This window comes from Sphingomonas sp. J344 (assembly GCF_024700005.1).
Classification (GTDB): domain Bacteria; phylum Pseudomonadota; class Alphaproteobacteria; order Sphingomonadales; family Sphingomonadaceae; genus Sphingomonas.
In genome coordinates this window covers 3,034,730-3,051,660 of the sequence record NZ_JAJONB010000001.1, presented here as the reverse complement: position 1 = coordinate 3,051,660, position 16,931 = coordinate 3,034,730, and the positions used below count along the sequence as shown (strand labels likewise).

The window sequence follows — 16,931 nt, the reverse complement described above, 5'->3', positions numbered from 1 at the left end:
GCGACGCCGCCCGGCTGCCTTGGCCGAGCCAATCTCGATCCCCGCTCCGATCGTGTACCGAACCTAGTCAGGCGCGGTCGCGTCGATCGGCGGCTGTCCCTTCATGCTCTTTGCCACCGCCTCGGCGCGTTCCATGACGCGCAACACATTGCCCTGCGCCAGCTTGGCGAGATCTGCATCGCTCCATCCCCGGCGGGCCAACTCGGCGAACAACAGGGGATAGCTGTCCACGCCCTTCATCTGCACCGGCCCCGTGCCGCTGATCCCGTCATAATCGCCGCCCAGGCCGACATGATCGCGCCCCGCGACCTTGGCGACATGCTCGACATGGTCCGCGACGTGCGCAACGCTCACCACCGGCTCGGGATTGGCCTTCTCCCAATCGACCAGTTCCGCCGGGCTCTGCGCGCCATAGCGATTCCCCGGGACGCCCCGTTCCTTGGCATAGGCGGTGCGCCTTCCGTCCCATGCGCTCCACTCCTGCGACAGGAACCCGGGGTAGAAGGCGATCATCACCACCCCGCCATTCTTCGCAATCCCGCGCAGCAGCGCGTCGGGCACGTTGCGCGGGCGGTCGGTCACAGCGCGCGCCGAAGAATGGGACGCGATCACCGGAGCCTTCGTCACCTCGAACACCGCCGCCATCGTCGCGTCGGAGACATGGCTGACATCGACCAGCATCCCCAGCCGGTTCATCTCCGCCACCACCTGTCGCCCGAACGGCGACAGACCATTGGCGCGCGGCGCATCGGTCGACGAATCCGCCCAGCTCAGGCTCCTGCCATGCGTCAGCGTCATGTAACCGACGCCCAGTTCATGAAATTGGCGCAGCACCGACAATCGCCCGTCGATCTGGTGGCCGCCCTCCACACCGATCAACGACGCGACCTTGCCCTGCCGGCTGATGCGGCGGACATCGGCGGCGGTGCGCGCCATCGCGAAATCCTGCGGATAGCGGTTGACGATCCGGCGGACGATGTCGATTTGCTCAATCGTCGCCTCCACCGCCTTCGGCCCGGTCATGCTCGCCGGGATATAGACCGACCAGAATTGCCCGCCGACCTTGCCCTTGCGCAGCCGGGGAATATCGGTCTGCAACGGGTCGTCGAGCGACGCGGTATCGGCCTCCAGCGCGACCCCCTCCACCCGCGACTCATGCGAGGACCGCAATTCCCAGGGCAGGTCGTTATGCCCGTCGATCACCGGCGCGCGGGTCAGCACCTTATCGACGCGCTTCAGCGTCGCGGCATCGGGTGCGGGGGCAACTGCGCCTGACCGGCGAGCAGCAGCAACGGAGCGAGGGTCAACATCGACATGGGCCAAACCTAGCGTGGCGCGCGGACGATGGAAGGGGTCGCACGACAGGTTGCGGCGATTTCCGATCCCGGCCAGTCTCGTGCAGCGACGATCACGACGGAACCAGGCGATGACGACACCCAGACTGTTGTCCGGCGGCAATCCCCAGATCGCCAAGGGCTATGGCGATGCGCCCGTCCGCGCGTACATCGCTGCGATCCCCGGCTGGAAACGCGACGCCGCGGCGCGCGTCGATGCGCTGGTCGGCCGCCTCGTCCCGGGCGTTCAACGCGCGATCAAGTGGAACTCACCCTTTTACGGGCTCGAAAAGATCTCTGGTTCCTCAGCTTCCACTGTTTCGACCGCTACCTGAAGCTCACCTTCTTCCGCGGCCAGTCGCTCGACCCGATCCCGCCCGAGCCGTCGAAAAGCGGCGACACCCGCTACTTTCATATCCATGAAGGCGAGGATTTCGAGGCTCAGCTTGTCGACTGGGTCGTACAGGCGAGCAAGCTGCCGGGAGAAAGATTGTGAGCGAAGTGAAATCGGCAGCCTTTCGCGCGCCAATCGCGGAAGCCGTCGCCTTCAATGGGTCGAAAAAGCGTTAGAGCCGCTCGACCGCACGCTCGATCTTGCGCAGCACCGCGCGATCGCCTGCCGGTGCATCCGCCGCGTCCTGCGCCAGCGCCATCAGCCGCACCGCGCCAAAGCTTGCCGCCAGCCCCTTGAGCCGCAGCGCGGCTCCGCGCCAGGCTTCGGGATCCGGCGCCTTGCCGAGCGCCTCCAGCGCACGCTTCGCGCTTTCGAGGAATGCTCCACGAAGCTCCGCGATCAGCCCGGGCTCATCGCCCACTGCCGCCGCCAGAGTCGCATCGATTGCACCGGGATCATACGCCATGTCACGAGCCTAGATTCCACGTGCTTAATGAGTGGTTTCACAATGCTAGGCGGCGATGGTGCGGTTGTGCTAAACCGGGACAATGAACGGGGGAACGAACAAGATCGGACCGCGTCCGCTCGACGCCGAGGACGACGAGCTGCTGCTCGTCGAGGAAACGATTGAGCCCTTGGCCGAGGAGGCCGAGGTCGAACTCGATCTGGACGACGAAGAGCCAAAGCGGCTGCGCACTCCTTGGTTGGCGGCCACGGTCGCCTTCGGGCTGGTCGTTGCATGGATCGGGGTCGCGGGCTGGCTGCTCCAGCCGGTCCTGGCCGCCCCTCCCCCCCTGCCGAACTCATCCAGCTGATCGCCGCGCTCTGCGTTCCTCCCGCACTGATCGGCATCCTTTGGCTGCTCGCCCGTCGCAGCAGCGCCGCCGAGGCACGCCGCTTCGGCGCGACCGCGCGCGCGATGCGTGCCGAGGCCGCGAGCCTCGAGCGCGTCGTCGCAACGCTGTCGCGCAAGATCGAGGCGAACCGCGCCGAACTCGCGGAACAGACCACGGCGCTGATGGCGATGGGCGACCGCGCCGCCGAACGGCTTCAGGCGATCTCCAACGGCATGGCCGCCGAAGCGCGCGCCGTGTCCGACAGCGCACAGAAGCTGGTCGATAGCAGCGCGACCGCCGAACGCAGCGTCGGCATCGTCCTCGCCTCGCTGCCCAAGGCGCATGACGAAATGTCCGACATGGCCGCAACGCTCGACGCGGCGGGGATGAAAGCTAGCGAACATGCCTCCGCGCTCGACGCCCAGCTCGTCGCGCTCGGCGAACGCGGGCGTGAGGCGGACAACGTCGCCGGTGGCGCGGCCCAGCGCCTCGCCGCGCATATCGCCCGGATGGAGGCGACCAGCGAAAGCGCCGGCACACGGCTGGAAGGCGTCGCCGCCACCATGTCCGAGACGGTCGACGCGATGCTCGACCGCGCCGCCGCTGCGGTGGACGAGGCACGCAAGGGTATCGCCGCACAGGGCGAAGCGATGCTCGCGATGCTCGCCGCCAATCAGGCTTCGCTCGACAAGGCCGGGCGCGACAGTATCGACACCGTCGGCACGCGGATCGGCGAGGTCGAGGAGACGATCGGCCGGATCGCCGAGCGGCTGGGTGAGGAGCAGACGCGGATCGACATCCTGCTCGCCTCGGTCACCGGCGGCATTGCCCAGGCCGACGGCCAGCTGGCGTCGCTGCACAGCAGCGGCATGGAGCGCACCCAGGCGCTCGCCGCCTCGATCAGCGCGCTCGACATCTCGGCGACGACGATGAACGATACGCTGCGTGAAGGCGACGATATCGCCCGCCGCGTGATCGCAACCGCCGAGGAGCTGCTCACCGCGCTCGATTCCTCAGCGCGCGAAATGGACGAGACGATGCCCGAGGCGCTCGCGCGGCTGGAGGAGCGGATCGGCGCGACCCGTGGCGTCATCGCCGCGTCCAAGCCCGAACTGCTCGCACTCGTCACCGCAGCAGAGAGCACGCACGACGCGATCGAGGCGATCGCCGATGTGGTCCGCACCCAGCGCGACATGCTCGCCAAGACCCAGGCGGCCTTGCTCGACTCGCTGGAGGATGGCCAGGCCAGGACGGCGCAGCTTGAAGATGTCGTCGATCGCGCCATCGCCAATGCCCGCCGCTTCGCCGAAGAGGCCGCGCCGGAACTGGTCGACGCCCTGCTCCGTATCCGGGAGACCGCCAACGCTGCGACCGATCAGGCGCGCGTCGCGCTGGCGAGCATCGTTCCCGAAGCGACCCGTCAGCTCGAGGACGCCGGCTCCGCCGCGCTCCGCCGCGCGCTCGACGCCAGCATCCGCACCCAGCTGATCGAACTGGGCGAGGTGACCCAAGGGGCGGTCAACGCCGCCGCCCGCGCCTCCGAACGCCTCGCGCACCAGATGCTGTCGATCAACGAAGCCTCCGCCGAGGTCGAAGCCCGCATCGACGAAGCCCGCGCCGAACGCGAAACCGCCGACCGCGACAATTTCGCGCGCCGCGTGTCGCTGCTGGTCGAGGCGCTCAACTCGGCGTCGATCGACATCTCCAAGGCATTTGCGCACGAAGTGTCGGACAGCGCCTGGGCGGCCTATCTGAAAGGCGATCGCGGCGTCTTCACCCGCCGCGCCGTGCGGCTGCTCGACACCGGTCAGGCGCGCGAAGTGTCGTCGCTCTACGAAGGCGACCCCGACTTCCGCGAGCAGGTCAACCGCTACATCCATGATTTCGAGGCGATGCTGCGTCAGGTGCTCGCCCTGCGCGACGGCGCGCCGCTCGGCGTCACCCTGCTCTCGTCCGACATGGGCAAGCTTTACGTCGCGCTGGCACAGGCGATCGAGCGGCTGCGAGGCTGAGCCGCTAGCGCTTCGCCGCCGCCTGAACCTTCATCGCGAACGCCATCCGCGCTGCCGACAGGTCACGGTCGGTCGCCCTGGGCCAGGTCGCGCTGGTGACCATGACCAGCTTGTTCGCCGGATCGACCAGAATCACCTGCCCGAAAATCCCCTGCGCCGCGAAGATTCCGCCCGCCGGCACCCACCATTGATAGCCATAGCCGCCACCGGGGAAGCTCACCTGCGCCTTGGTCGCGTCGGCGAACCAGCCGTCGGGGACGATCCCCTTTCCACCCTCCAGCGCCATCTGCCCGATCCGCCCATAATCGCGCAGCGAGATCGACAGGCAGCATCCCGATACTTCCGTACCGGTCTGGTCAGTCATCCAGAATGCATCGCGCTCCATCCCGAACGGCTTCCAGATCTTCTCTTCGAGAAAAGCCGACAGCGACTTGCCCGTCGCGCGACGGACGAGCACGCCGATCAGGTTGGTCTCGCCGGTCTTGTAGACGAACTTGACGCCCGGATCGCTCTCGCGCGGCAGCTTGCGCATGTAGAAAACGGTCGGGTCCGTGCCCGCCGGCACAGCCTCCGCAAACATGCGCGCAACGTCGCTCTTCGGATCGGTATAATCCTCGTTCCACTTCACCCCCGACGTCATCGTCAGCAGCTGGCGGATCGTCACCCCGTCATAGCCCGCGCCCGCCAGATCGGGGATGTAGCGCGTCACCGGATCGTCGATCGACTTGATATAGCCGTCCTTGATCGCGGCACCGACCAGGGTTGAGGTAACCGACTTGGCGACCGAGAAACTGGTCCAGCGCCCCTCCGCGCCATAGCCATGGGCATAGCGCTCGAGCCTGACCTTACCGTCCTGCAGGACCAGCAGCCCCGCGACATTCTGTGCGGCCATGAACCCGGATATATCGGCTTCGGCGATCGGCAGCGGTGCGCCCTTGGGCAGCGCACGGACCTTGCGCCCGGCCTTGGCGGTGGTGCCGGGGAAGATCTTCTCCATCGCCGGGAAGTTGCGGAACCGCTCCTCCTGCGACCAGAACAGCACTGCCGCGCCCACCTGACGCAGCTTCGCGGCCTCCTGCGGCGCAACCTGAGCGGCGGGCGGCGGCGTCCGCGCCCCCGTGGCACAGCTCGCCAATGCCAGCGCGCCCAGCGCCACCCCGATTGCCCGCATCACCGCTCTCCCTATTCCTTTATCAGCGTGACCTGCGCGACATGGATGCCCCCGCCGCGAAACCCGCCTTCGCAATACATCAGATAATAGCGCCACAAGTCGATGAATTGAGCATCGAATTCACGCGGAAGCCGCCGCTGCGCCACCGCGGCATCGAATGCCGCGCGCCACAGGCGCAGCGTCTCGGCATAATCGGCCCCGAAATCATGCTGATCGGCCCAGCGCAGCCCCCGCGCCTCGGCGATTGCCCTAAACCGGCTTTCGGACAGCAGCAGCCCGCCCGGGAAGACATAGGTCTGGATGAAATCGACATTGCGCGCATAGGCATCGAAGATCGCGTCATCGATCGCGATATACTGGATCGCCGCGCGTCCGCCGGGCTTCAGCACCCGCGCGATCGTCTCGAGATAGGCGGGCCAGTAATCCTGCCCGACTGCCTCGACCATCTCGATGCTCGCGACCGCGTCATACACGCCTTCGACATCGCGATAATCGGTCAGCCCCACGCTGACGCCATCCAGCCCCGCCCGTGCCATCCGCACCTCGACATAGGCCTTTTGCTCCGCCGACAGGGTGATGCCATGCACGCGACGCCCCTCGCGCGCGGCAAGCTCGGCGAACGAACCCCAGCCGCACCCGATCTCGAGGATGCGGTCGCCCGGGGCCGTTCCTGTCCGCTCCAGCACCGCCGCCAGCTTTGCCCCCTGTCCCGCGAGCAGCGACGTTTCACCGGGCGCGAACAGCGCGCTCGAGTAGGTCATGCTGGCGTCGAGCCAGGGCGCGTAGAAGTCGTTTCCAAGGTCGTAGTGATAGGAGATATTGCGCCGCGATCCGGTACGTGAGTTGCGCTGGAACCAGTGCCACACGCGCTTCGCCATGCGGACGAATCCGCTCGCCCGCCCCGCCTCGCCCAGTGTCGCGCGGTTGCGCATGAACAGGTCGAACAGCGGCACCGGATCGGGGCTGGTCCACTCGCCCGCCGCCCACGCCTCATACCATCCCGCCGATCCGCCGGTCGCGAGCCGCCACAGCGCGCGCCAGTGGCGTATCACCACCACTGCATCCGGGCCCGGTGACCGCCCGCCCAGCCGACGCCGCACACCGCCCGGCAAGGTCGCCTGGATCGCACCCTGCGCAAGCCCCGCATCGATCCGGTCGAGCAGGCGATGCAGCCACGGCTCAGCGGCGCGCGCAATCAACGCGCCTGCCGCGCCACGCAGGTTCGATCCGTCACGACGGCCGCGATTACGAGTGCTGGTCTGGTTCACGCGCGCAACAACCATGGCGAACGCGAGTCGGGCAAGGTGCAAAAATCCGGCTCAAATCCCCCGCACCGCCGCCAGCGCGCGTTCGCGCGCTTCGCGGTGGCCGATGATCTTGCGCGGATAGTCTGAGGGTGGCCGTCCATGCTCCTCGGGATCGTGGATCACAGCGTCATTCAGCCGCGCCAGCTCCGGCACCCATTCACGGATATAGGCGCTCGCGTCGAACTTCTCCGACTGCGACAGCGGCGCCATGATCCGCACGAACATGTTCGAATCGATGCCGGTCCCCGACACCCATTGCCAGTTGACCGCGTTGCTCGCGTAATCGGCATCGACCAGCGTATCCCAGAACCAGCGCTCGCCCTCGCGCCAGTCGATCAGCAGATGCTTGATCAGGAAACTCGCCGCGATCATCCGCACGCGATTGTGCATCCACCCGGTCGCCCAGAGCTGGCGCATCCCGGCATCGACGATCGGATAGCCCGTCCGCCCCTTCGTCCAGGCATCGAACTCGGCACGCACCGCAGCCGACCGGACATCGCGCCACGGGATTGCGTCGAACTTCTCCCGCGCATTACGCGAACCATAATCGGGGAATTGCAGAATCACATTCTGCGCATAATCGCGCCACCCGATCTCGCTCAGGAACACATCGACCGATCCGCCCGCATCGGCGACGCGGTGCCAGACATAGGCAGGCGACACCTCCCCGAAATGCAGATGCGGGCTGAGCCGCGAACTCCCCTCGATCGACGGCAGGTTGCGCGTGCGGTCGTAATCCCGCGCCTTGTCGACAAAGGCATTGACCCGCTTGCGCGCACCCGCCTCGCCCGGCTCCCAATCGGCAAAGCCCGTCGCCCAGTCGGGCTTGGTCGGCAACAATCCCCAATCCTTCAGCCGGTCGGACTTGGGCCAGTGCGACGGCGCCGGGATGTCGCGCGGTCGATTGGCTGGCGCAGGCGGGGGCATGCGAAGCTGTAACGCGCGCCAGAACGGCGTGTAGATCTTGTACGGCTCGCCCGCCCCGGTCGTCACCGACCCGGGCGGCGCGAGATAATTGCCGTCATGGCATACCAGCTCGAGCCGCTTCGCCACCGCCCGCTCGGCATTGCGCCACCAGGGTTCGTAGTGGCGCAGGCAATGGACCCGCCTGGTCCCCATCGCCTCTGCAATTTCCGCCAGCACCTCGTCGCACTGGCCCCGACGCAGGATCAGCCGCGATCCCTTCTCACGCAGCGCCGCGTCGAGGCTGGCAAGGCTGTGGTGCAGCCACCAGCGCGATGCCCCGCCCATCGCGCGATGCTTCGGCGTCTCGTCGTCGAGGATATAGACCGGTACGATCGGCCCCTCTCCCGCCGCGGCGATCAGAGCCGCCTGATCCGACAGGCGCAGGTCGCGGCGAAACCACAGGATGCTGGTCACTCGACGGCACCGTCCGGCGGGATCCGCACACTGAACTGGCCGCGCGCCACGTCATGGCCGAATCTCTGGTCCCAGACCATGATGCTGCCATCAGGCTGACGCTCGGCAAAGGGCATGCGCGACCAGAACAGGAATGCCCGGACGTCAGGATCGCGCTCCGCCGCCACAGCGATGCGCGGATCGTCCATCCCGATCGGCGCGGGGGCTTCGACCTCCAGCGCAAAGATCGATGGCAACATGCCCTCGGCCAGATTGATCACGCGCCGACCACGCTGCCCCTCGCCGCGCCACATCGTCTCACGTTGCCAGAATGCGATCGGCACCGGGTTGGCGACGACCAGTTCTGGCGCGATGCCATGTTCCGTCCACACCCGTTCTGCCGTCCGCGCCTCGGCCAGTCCCGTGAGCACGCCATTGCCGAGGATATAGGCGCTGACGGCCACCACCACGATCCCGCCGCGCCGTCGCCAATCACCCCCCGCGCCGCTCCGCCCTCCGTGACCAGAAAATGCCACCGATCAGCATCGCCCACATCCAGACATCGATGATAAAGATGCTGTCGCCATAGAACCAGTGCGACGAAAAGGGTTCGAGCAGCCGGATGCCATAGCTGTTGAGCCAATCGAACGCCGGGTGACTGAGCGTGCCGATCACCGCGAGCAGCAAGAGCTGCCACGGCCGCACCGGCGCGCGCGCCTCGGGCCGCTTGCCCCGTCGCGCCTGCCACCGGTCGAACGCGATCATCAGGCCGGTCAACAGCACCGGCAGAACGAGCATCGCGATCGGCCCATGCGTCAGCCCGCGCCGCATCTCGAGCGACTGAATGCCATAGACGCTGCACGCCGCGTCGATATCGGGGATGTTGGCCGCGATGATCAGCGTCGGCATACCCAGGCCCGACAGCTTTTTCAGCCCCGTCTGGCCCAGCGCAGCCCCGATCAGGCTGTGCGTCAGATTATCCATGGAAGAGCCGCCCTACGGTTAAGCCTCGCGCGGCTCCTTTTCGACCTGCCAGGTCTGGCCCTTGCTGACCAGCTTTTGCAAGTCAGCGACCTTGCCCTCGCTGACCGCCGCATTCTGCGCGACGACCGCGCTCTCGAAGGTCGGGGCGGGATCGTCGTACAGCACGCCCAGCGCCATCGGGAAGGGTCCGAACTCCATCTCGACCAGCATGTGCGCAATCGCGCGGTTGGCGACGTTGTGGACGATCACGCCCGAGGTGTCGCCATCCACCACGTCCACGACCTTCAGCGCCAGCCGCTCGACATCCAGCGCGATCCCCTTGGTCCCGCCCGCGAAGACCATCGGCTTGCCATCCTCCAGCCACAGCTGGTGCCCGGCATTCGCCTTTTCGGTGAAGGGCGCGAAGACATCGGCGTTGTAGACGATGCAGTTCTGGAAAATCTCGACGAATGCCGCGCCCTTGTGCGCGTGCGCCGCCTTGAGCACGCTCGGCAAATTCTTGTGGACGTCGATCCCGCGCGCGATGAACCGCGCGCCGCTGCCCAGCGCGAACGCACACGGCTTGGCCGGATGATCGACCGACCCGAACGGGGTCGAGGGCGACCGCGTCCCCTCCCGGCTCGTCGGCGAGTACTGGCCCTTGGTCAGGCCGTAAATCTCGTTGTTGAACAACAGGATCTGGCAATCGAGGTTACGGCGCAGCAAGTGCATCGTGTGGTTGCCGCCGATGCTCAGGCCGTCGCCATCCCCGGTAATAATCCAGACGTCGAGGTCAGGATTGGCCAGCTTCACCCCCGTCGCCACCGCCGGCGCGCGGCCATGGATGGTGTGGAAGCCATAGGTTTCCATATAATAGGGGAAGCGCGACGAGCAGCCGATGCCGCTGACGAACACGGTGTTTTCGGGTGTCGCCCCGATCTCCGGCATCGTCCGCTGGACCGCCTTCAGGATCGCATAGTCGCCACAGCCAGGGCACCAGCGGACCTCCTGATCGGTCTCCCAATCCTTGGGCGTCGACGGGCGGATGGTGGTGATCTCGTTCATGCTTTTGCCTTCACGCGGATCGGAAGCGCCAGCGCAATGCCCAGCGCGACGCCTCCCAAATAGGTCACTAGAATATGCGAATTTGCGCCGCCGCTCAAAGTGCGCCAGCCGCTGATAGGCGACCAACGCGCAGCGATCAGATCGGGCGCGAGTTGCGCCATGGCCACCAGCGCGCAACCTGCCACAGCGACCAGTGCCTTGATGACGAGCATGAAAGGCGCTTTGTGGCGTGACGAAAGCGTCCACTTCGCCTGAAAATTCGGAATGTTCGCGCGGACCGCAACGGCACCGATAGCGAACCCCAAAAGAGTGGAGACGTCGTCCCGTTCCAGCACCAGATAGCTGAACACGCCACCGACGATAACTGCCACAAATGGCCACAGAAGAGGCGTTCCCTCTGCTGAATTATCAGGCCCCGACATCATCGAGCCTCGGAGCGAACAGCTCTAACGCTCATCCCAAAGTCCCTTCGATCGCCGCCTCAATCTCGTGGATCCGAAAAGGCTGCCCTGAGACCTTGTTCAAAGGTCGCGCATCCACCAGAAACTGATCGCGCAGCACCGTCTTGAGCTGCCCGGTGTTCATCTCGGGCACGAGCACCTTTTCGTAACCCTTGAGCAAATCACCCAAATTCCCCGGCATCGGCCAGATATGGCGGATATGGATGTGGCTGACGTCCAGCCCCTTGCGCCGCGCCCGCCGCACCGCCTGAGTGATCGGGCCATAGGTCGAGCCCCAGCCGACCACGACCAGCTTCCCGCCCGGCGCGCCCTGCTCGACGATCTGGTCCGGCACCGAAATCCCCGCCACCTTGTCGCGGCGGATATTGGTCATCGCCTGATGATTGTCGGCCGAATAATCGAGGTTGCCGGTGCCGACCTGCTTCTCAATCCCGCCAATGCGGTGGAGCAGGCCCGGCGTCCCCGGCTTGACCCATGGCCGCGCCAGCTTTTCGTCGCGAGCATAGGGCATGAACTTCTCGCCCTCGCCCGGCGCATCGGTCTTGAACGTCACCGGGAACGGCGTGTAGCCGCCCATGTCCGGCACTTTCCAAGGCTCGGCGGCGTTGGCGATATAGCCGTCGGTCAGGATCATTACCGGGGTCATATATTGCGTCGCGATCCGCACCGCCTCGATCGCCACGTCGAAGCAATCGGCGGCGGAGCGCGTCGCGATCACCGGCATCGGCGCATCGCCATTGCGGCCATAGACCGCCTGATACAGGTCCGACTGCTCGGTCTTGGTCGGCAAGCCCGTCGAAGGCCCACCGCGTTGCGAATTGACGATGATCAGCGGCAGCTCGGTCATGATCGCGAGGCCCATCGCCTCGCCCTTCAGCGCGATGCCCGGCCCCGACGATGACGTGACCCCAAGCTGCCCGGCATAGGACGCGCCCAGCGCCGATGCGATCGCCGCAATCTCGTCCTCCGCCTGGAAGGTGGTGACCCCGAACTCCTTCAATCGGCTGAGATAGTGCAGGATCGCCGACGCCGGCGTGATCGGATAGCCGCCGAAAAACATCGGCAGCCCAGCGAGCTGCGCGCCCGCGACCAGCCCCATCGAAATCGCCTCGGCCCCCGTCACCGTGCGGTACAGCCCCGGCTCGACCGGCGCTGCGGGAACATGGACCTGCGCAATGCCCAGCGCACCCAGCTCCGCCGTCTCGCCATAGGCATGCCCAGCATTGAGCGCGGCGATATTCGCCTCGGCCAGCTCCGGCGCCTTGGCGAATTTGGTCTTCAGCCAGTCGATCAGCGGCCCGCGCTCACGGTCGAACATCCACAGCGCCAGGCCGAGCGTCCACATATTCTTGCAGCGCAGCGCTTCCTTGTTGCCGAGGCCAAACGGCTTCACGGCATCCAGCGTCAGCTGCGAGATATTGAGCTTGAGCAGCTGCCATTTGGCGAGGGTGTCGTCCTCCAGCGGGTTCGCTGTGTATTTCGCCTTGTCCAGGTTGCGCTTGTTGAACTCGCCCTCGTCCGCGATGATCAGCCCGCCGGGCTTCAAATCGCCGACATTGGTCTTGAGCGCCGCCGGGTTCATCGCGACCAGCACATCGGGCGCATCGCCCGCCGTCTCGATCGCCGCCGACCCGAAATTGATCTGGAAGGCGGAGACCCCGAACAACGTCCCCTGCGGCGCGCGGATTTCGGCGGGGAAGTCGGGGAAGGTGGCGAGATCATTACCCGCCAGCGCGGTCGACAGGGTGAATTGCCCCCCGGTCAGCTGCATCCCGTCGCCGGAGTCCCCGGCAAATCGGACGACGACCGCTTCGGGCGGCGGATTGGCGGAAGCCTCTTCGGGCGTGACCTGATGGGCGGCAGTGGCCATTCAGTCTCTTCCTGCAATGTCGTTCCACCCTCTACAGCGCGGGGTGGTTGGACAGAAGGTAGAACGATGCCGGGCGGTTGCAACCGGTTCTTTCATGCGCCGTGGCGTTGGTACGTCCCGCCGAGCGTCAGGATCGACGCGACATGCCGCGCCGATACCTCCATCGCGTCCAATCCATAGCCACCGCCTAATGCACTCGCGAGCGGGAGACCGTGCCGCGCGGCCAGGGTCGCAATCCACGCGTCGCGCTGGGCCAACCCGTCATGGCTGAGCTTTAACCGACCCAACCGGTCGCCCTCCCACGGATCGACCCCGGCCTGATAGAGCAGGATCGTCGGATCAAATGCGTCGACCATCCCCGGCAGGCTTGCGGTCAGCGCTTCCATATAGCCCGCATCGTCCACCCCATCGGGCAGGCCGACATCCAGCGTAGATCGCGCCTTGCGCACCGGGAAATTCTTTTCGGCATGGATCGAATAGGTCGCGATATCGGTTCGCCCCACCGTCAGCGCCGCGGTGCCGTCGCCCTGGTGCACGTCGCAATCGACGATCAGCACCCGCTCCCCCTCCTCCGCCAGCCGGTGCGCGGCTATGGCGAGGTCATTGAACACGCAGAACCCCGCCCCCGTCGCGTGCAGCGCATGGTGGCTGCCCCCGGCGGTATTCGCGGCAAAGCCCCGCTCCTGCGCGATCTTCGCCGCCGTATAGGTGCCGCCCGGCACCGCGAACGCCCGCGCCGCGACCTCCGGCGTCACCGGAAAGCCGATCCGCCGCTCCTTTTCGCGCGGCACGCGGCTCTCAATCACCTCGGCGACATAGTCGGGATCATGCACCGCCTCGATCCAGCCGCGCGGCATCGGCTCGGGCTCATGCCAATCCAGCGCATCCCCCAGATCGCGCAACAGATCGCGGACGAGGCCGTTCTTGTTCCACTGATACTGGCTGCGCGCCGGGGCTGGCGCGACGTAAAGCGGATGGTGGACGACGGGGATGGTCGCCCGGCCACTCACGCCGCCAGCGTCTCCAGCGCCTCCTGCGCCTCTATCCACGTCACTTCCGCCGCCTCGATCGACTTCACCACCGCGCCGCGCTGCTTCATCAGCTCGGTCATCGTCAGCTTGGTGAACTCGGGCGCAGCGCTCGACGGATCGAACATCGCGCGGTCGATCGCGCTCAGCTTTTCCTGAAGCTTCGCCAGCTCCGCCTCCGCCGCCTTGGCGGCCTTGCGCATCGCATTGCCCCTTTCGCGCGCCTCGGCCGCCTCGCGCCGCGCATCCTTGCGGTTGACGCCGCCCTTCGCGCCCTCCGCCTTGGGCTCCTTGGCGAGGACGAAGGCGATGTAATCCTCGATGCTCCCGTCGAACGGCTTCGCAGTGCCGCCATCGACCAGCACCAGCCGGTCGGCGGTCATCTCGATCATGTGCCGGTCATGGCTGACGATCACGACGCAGCCCTGATAGGCGGTCAGCGCCTGGATCAGCGCCTCACGCGAATCGACGTCGAGGTGGTTGGTCGGTTCGTCGAGGATCAGCATGTGCGGCGCGTCGCGGGTGATCAGCGCCAGCGCCAGCCGCGCGCGCTCGCCGCCCGACAGCTTGCCGACCTTGGTCATCGCCTTTTCGCCGGCAAAGCCGAACCGCCCGAGCTGCGCGCGAACGAAGCTCGGCTTCTCGCCATCCATCAACCGCTGCATATGGTCGAACGGCGTCTCGTCGCTGTGCAGTTCCTCGACCTGATACTGGGTGAAATATCCCACCCGCATCTTCGCCGACGCGGCCTTTTCGCCGTCGATCGGGGTCAGCTGCGCCGCCAGCAGCCGCGCCAGCGTCGTCTTGCCATTGCCGTTGCGACCCAGCAGCGCGATGCGGTCGTCCGGGTCGATCCGCAGGTTGAGCCGCGATAGGATCGGCGTCCCGTCATAGCCGACACTGGCATGGTCGAGCGTGATCAGCGGCGGGCGCAGCTGCTCGGGATCGGGAAAGCCGAACGCCAAAGTCGGATCGTCTACTACCGCCGCGATCGGCTGCATCCGCGCCAGCGCCTTCGCGCGCGACTGGGCCTGCTTCGCGGTCGATGCACGCGCCGAGTTGCGCGCGACATAGTCCTGCAGCTTCTCGCGCTCGGCCAGCTGCTTCTCGCGCGCCGCCGCCTGCTGCGCCTGCCGCTCGGCCTTTTGCCGCTCGAACTGGTCGTACCCGCCCGGATAGAGCGTCAGCTTGCCCTTATCGAGGTGCAGGATGTGGTCGACGACATTGTTGAGGAAATCGCGCTCGTGACTGACGATCACGATCGTCGCCGGGTAGGAGATCAGGAAATCCTCCAGCCACAGCACCGCTTCCAGATCGAGGTGGTTCGACGGCTCGTCGAGCAGCAGCAGGTCCGGCTGGCTGAACAGCAACGCCGCGAGCGCAACGCGCATCCGCCATCCGCCGGAAAAACTGTCGAGCGGGCGGTGCTGCGCCTCCTCGTCGAACCCCAGCCCCACCAGAATCCGCGCCGCCCGCGACGGCGCCGAATAGGCGTCGATCGCCCCCAGCCGCTCGTGAATCTCGCCCAGCCGGTGCGGATCCTCCAGCCCCTCGGCCTCGGCCATGAGCGCCGCGCGCTCGGTATCGGCGGCCAGCACCGTCTCGAACGGGGTGGTCTTCCCGGCGGGAGCCTCCTGCGCGACATAGCCGATCCGCGCGCCGCGCGGCATGTCGGCGCTGCCCTCATCGGGGTCGATCTGCCCCGCGATCACCTTGACCAGCGTGGACTTGCCCGCGCCGTTGCGCCCGACCAGCCCGATCCGTCCACGCGGCGGCAATGCGGCACTGGCGCGGTCGATGATCGTGCGCCCGCCAAGGCGGACGGTGATGGCGGAAATGTTCAGCATGGCGGCGCGCCTAGCACCCCCGCCCGGTTCAGGAAAGCCGCCCCTCGAAATCCGAATAGCCGAACGACTTCACGATCCGCAGATCGTCGGTCCGGCTGTCCCACAGCGCGATGCTGGGCAGCGGGACGCCGTTGAACGTCGTCGTCTTGACCATCGAATAATGCGCCTGATCAAGGAACGCGAAGCGCTGCCCCGGCACCGGCCATTCCGGAAAACGGAAATCGCCGAGGATATCGCCTGCCAGACATGAAGGCCCGCCCAGCCGCACCAGCACATCCCCCTCCTCGCCCAGCATCGCGGGCCGGTAGGGCGCCTCGATCACATCGGGCATGTGGCAGGTGGCGGAGATGTCGACCACGCCGATCGGCATGCCGTTGGTGAACACATCGACGAACTCGCCGACTAGGATACCGGTATCGAGCGCGATCGCCTCGCCCGGCTCAAGGATCACCTCGAGTCCCGCCTCCTCGCGCACCTGACGCAGAAACTCGACCAGATCGTCGCGCTGATAATCGGCGCGCGTGATGTGATGCCCACCGCCGAAATTGAGCCATTTCAGCTGCCCGAAATAGGGCGCGAGGCGCGGTTTCAATGCTTCCCAGGTCCGGCGCAGCGGCGGGAAGTCCTGCTCGCACAGCGAATGGACATGGATGCCGTCGACGCCGTCGAGATGCTCGGCATGGAGCTGGTCGGCGGGGAAGCCCAGGCGCGAGTGCGGTTGCGCGGGGTCGTATTTCTGGACCTCGCCCTCGCTGTGCATCGGGTTCAGGCGCAGCCCGACCTCGAAATGCTCGCCGCGCGCCCGCGCCGCCGCCAGCTCGCTCTTCATCGCGGCATGCTGGAACGGCGTGTTGAAGATCACATGATCGGAAATCGCGCAGATCTCGGCCATGTCGGACTGCTTGTAGCCCGAGCAATAGGTCGCGATCTCGCCGTGATAATGGTCCTTGGCGAGCTTCGCCTCCCACAGGCCCGACGTCGCGACGCCGTCGAGATATTTCCCGACCAGATCGCCCAGCGACCACATCGAAAACGCCTTGAGCGCCAGCAGGATCTTCACCCCTGCGCGATCCCGCACATCGGCGATGGTCTGGAGGTTGCGCTCCACCGCCGCCGCATCGACGACGAAGCAGGGCGACGGCACGCGCGACAGGTCGAATCCGGCAAATGCGCCCGGATCACCGGCCTTGGTGGACATCACGGGCGACGCGGCGCGGGTTTCCATAAACGACTCCAAAATTCCTCCCCGGCACGGGGAGGGGGACCAGCGAAGCTGGTGGAGGG

The 16,931-nt window shown here is 66.5% G+C and carries 16 protein-coding genes; 3 read left to right on the top strand and 13 right to left on the bottom strand.

The features are described from left to right. Positions 1–63: 63 nt before the first annotated feature. Positions 64–1,473, bottom strand: coding sequence for a dipeptidase (locus LRS12_RS15615; protein WP_257845327.1), 1,410 nt, complete (start codon positions 1,471–1,473; stop codon positions 64–66). Between the two features lie 123 nt (positions 1,474–1,596). Here LRS12_RS15615 and LRS12_RS15610 point away from each other — a divergent pair, with 123 nt between their 5' ends. Continuing rightward, positions 1,597–1,830 carry a hypothetical protein gene (locus tag LRS12_RS15610; protein WP_257845326.1) on the top strand — a complete coding sequence of 78 codons (234 nt, stop codon included), beginning with the start codon at positions 1,597–1,599 and terminating at the stop codon, positions 1,828–1,830. Positions 1,831–1,900: 70 nt separating this feature from the next. Here LRS12_RS15610 and LRS12_RS15605 read toward each other — a convergent pair whose 3' ends face one another. Next, on the bottom strand, positions 1,901–2,194 hold the full coding sequence (locus LRS12_RS15605; RefSeq protein ID WP_257845325.1) for an Hpt domain-containing protein: 294 nt from the start codon (positions 2,192–2,194) through the stop codon (positions 1,901–1,903). An 82-nt stretch (positions 2,195–2,276) separates the two neighbouring features. Here LRS12_RS15605 and LRS12_RS15600 point away from each other — a divergent pair, with 82 nt between their 5' ends. Then, positions 2,277–2,543 (top strand): hypothetical protein, encoded by a 267-nt coding sequence (locus tag LRS12_RS15600; protein ID WP_257845324.1) that lies wholly within the window; start codon positions 2,277–2,279, stop codon positions 2,541–2,543. Then, a complete protein-coding gene (locus LRS12_RS15595; RefSeq protein ID WP_257845323.1) occupies positions 2,468–4,576 on the top strand; it encodes a hypothetical protein in 2,109 nt (702 codons plus the stop codon). Before LRS12_RS15600 ends, LRS12_RS15595 begins: the two co-directional genes overlap by 76 nt. A 4-nt stretch (positions 4,577–4,580) precedes the next feature. Here LRS12_RS15595 and LRS12_RS15590 read toward each other — a convergent pair whose 3' ends face one another. The 11 genes from LRS12_RS15590 to LRS12_RS15540 form a co-directional block, all read right to left on the bottom strand. Continuing rightward, complete coding sequence (locus tag LRS12_RS15590; RefSeq protein WP_257845322.1) at positions 4,581–5,747, bottom strand: serine hydrolase; 1,167 nt, start codon at positions 5,745–5,747, stop codon at positions 4,581–4,583. Positions 5,748–5,758: 11 nt separating this feature from the next. After that, positions 5,759–7,015 (bottom strand): class I SAM-dependent methyltransferase, encoded by a 1,257-nt coding sequence (locus tag LRS12_RS15585; protein ID WP_374581177.1) that lies wholly within the window; start codon positions 7,013–7,015, stop codon positions 5,759–5,761. Between the two features lie 51 nt (positions 7,016–7,066). Continuing rightward, complete coding sequence (locus LRS12_RS15580; protein ID WP_257845321.1) at positions 7,067–8,434, bottom strand: deoxyribodipyrimidine photo-lyase; 1,368 nt, start codon at positions 8,432–8,434, stop codon at positions 7,067–7,069. After that, positions 8,431–8,877, bottom strand: coding sequence for a hypothetical protein (locus tag LRS12_RS15575; protein WP_257845320.1), 447 nt, complete (start codon positions 8,875–8,877; stop codon positions 8,431–8,433). The genes LRS12_RS15580 and LRS12_RS15575 overlap by 4 nt, the downstream gene beginning before the upstream one ends. A 28-nt stretch (positions 8,878–8,905) precedes the next feature. Then, complete coding sequence (locus tag LRS12_RS15570) at positions 8,906–9,397, bottom strand: metal-dependent hydrolase (protein ID WP_257845319.1); 492 nt, start codon at positions 9,395–9,397, stop codon at positions 8,906–8,908. Between the two features lie 18 nt (positions 9,398–9,415). Beyond that, a complete protein-coding gene (locus LRS12_RS15565) occupies positions 9,416–10,441 on the bottom strand; it encodes a 2-oxoacid:ferredoxin oxidoreductase subunit beta (protein WP_257845318.1) in 1,026 nt (341 codons plus the stop codon). Continuing rightward, entirely contained in the window at positions 10,438–10,812 is a 375-nt protein-coding gene (locus LRS12_RS15560) for a hypothetical protein (protein WP_257845317.1), read from the bottom strand. Before LRS12_RS15560 ends, LRS12_RS15565 begins: the two co-directional genes overlap by 4 nt. 82 nt (positions 10,813–10,894) lie before the next feature. Continuing rightward, on the bottom strand, positions 10,895–12,772 hold the full coding sequence (locus LRS12_RS15555) for a 2-oxoacid:acceptor oxidoreductase subunit alpha (RefSeq protein WP_257845316.1): 1,878 nt from the start codon (positions 12,770–12,772) through the stop codon (positions 10,895–10,897). Positions 12,773–12,864: 92 nt separating this feature from the next. Then, complete coding sequence (locus LRS12_RS15550) at positions 12,865–13,782, bottom strand: histone deacetylase (protein WP_257845315.1); 918 nt, start codon at positions 13,780–13,782, stop codon at positions 12,865–12,867. After that, on the bottom strand, positions 13,779–15,647 hold the full coding sequence (locus LRS12_RS15545; protein ID WP_257845314.1) for an ABC-F family ATP-binding cassette domain-containing protein: 1,869 nt from the start codon (positions 15,645–15,647) through the stop codon (positions 13,779–13,781). The genes LRS12_RS15550 and LRS12_RS15545 overlap by 4 nt, the downstream gene beginning before the upstream one ends. 28 nt (positions 15,648–15,675) lie before the next feature. Next, positions 15,676–16,845 (bottom strand): carboxynorspermidine decarboxylase, encoded by a 1,170-nt coding sequence (locus LRS12_RS15540; protein WP_257845532.1) that lies wholly within the window; start codon positions 16,843–16,845, stop codon positions 15,676–15,678. Positions 16,846–16,931: the final 86 nt, after the last annotated feature.

Coding starts and splice junctions, on each gene's coding strand:
- LRS12_RS15545 (WP_257845314.1), bottom strand. CDS start 15,647: ATGCTGAACATTTCCGCCATCACCGTCCGCCTTGGCGGGCGCACGATC.
- LRS12_RS15565 (WP_257845318.1), bottom strand. CDS start 10,441: ATGAACGAGATCACCACCATCCGCCCGTCGACGCCCAAGGATTGGGAG.
- LRS12_RS15600 (WP_257845324.1), top strand. CDS start 2,277: ATGAACGGGGGAACGAACAAGATCGGACCGCGTCCGCTCGACGCCGAG.
- LRS12_RS15540 (WP_257845532.1), bottom strand. CDS start 16,845: ATGTCCACCAAGGCCGGTGATCCGGGCGCATTTGCCGGATTCGACCTG.
- LRS12_RS15605 (WP_257845325.1), bottom strand. CDS start 2,194: ATGGCGTATGATCCCGGTGCAATCGATGCGACTCTGGCGGCGGCAGTG.
- LRS12_RS15555 (WP_257845316.1), bottom strand. CDS start 12,772: ATGGCCACTGCCGCCCATCAGGTCACGCCCGAAGAGGCTTCCGCCAAT.
- LRS12_RS15570 (WP_257845319.1), bottom strand. CDS start 9,397: ATGGATAATCTGACGCACAGCCTGATCGGGGCTGCGCTGGGCCAGACG.
- LRS12_RS15590 (WP_257845322.1), bottom strand. CDS start 5,747: ATGCGGGCAATCGGGGTGGCGCTGGGCGCGCTGGCATTGGCGAGCTGT.
- LRS12_RS15595 (WP_257845323.1), top strand. CDS start 2,468: ATGGATCGGGGTCGCGGGCTGGCTGCTCCAGCCGGTCCTGGCCGCCCC.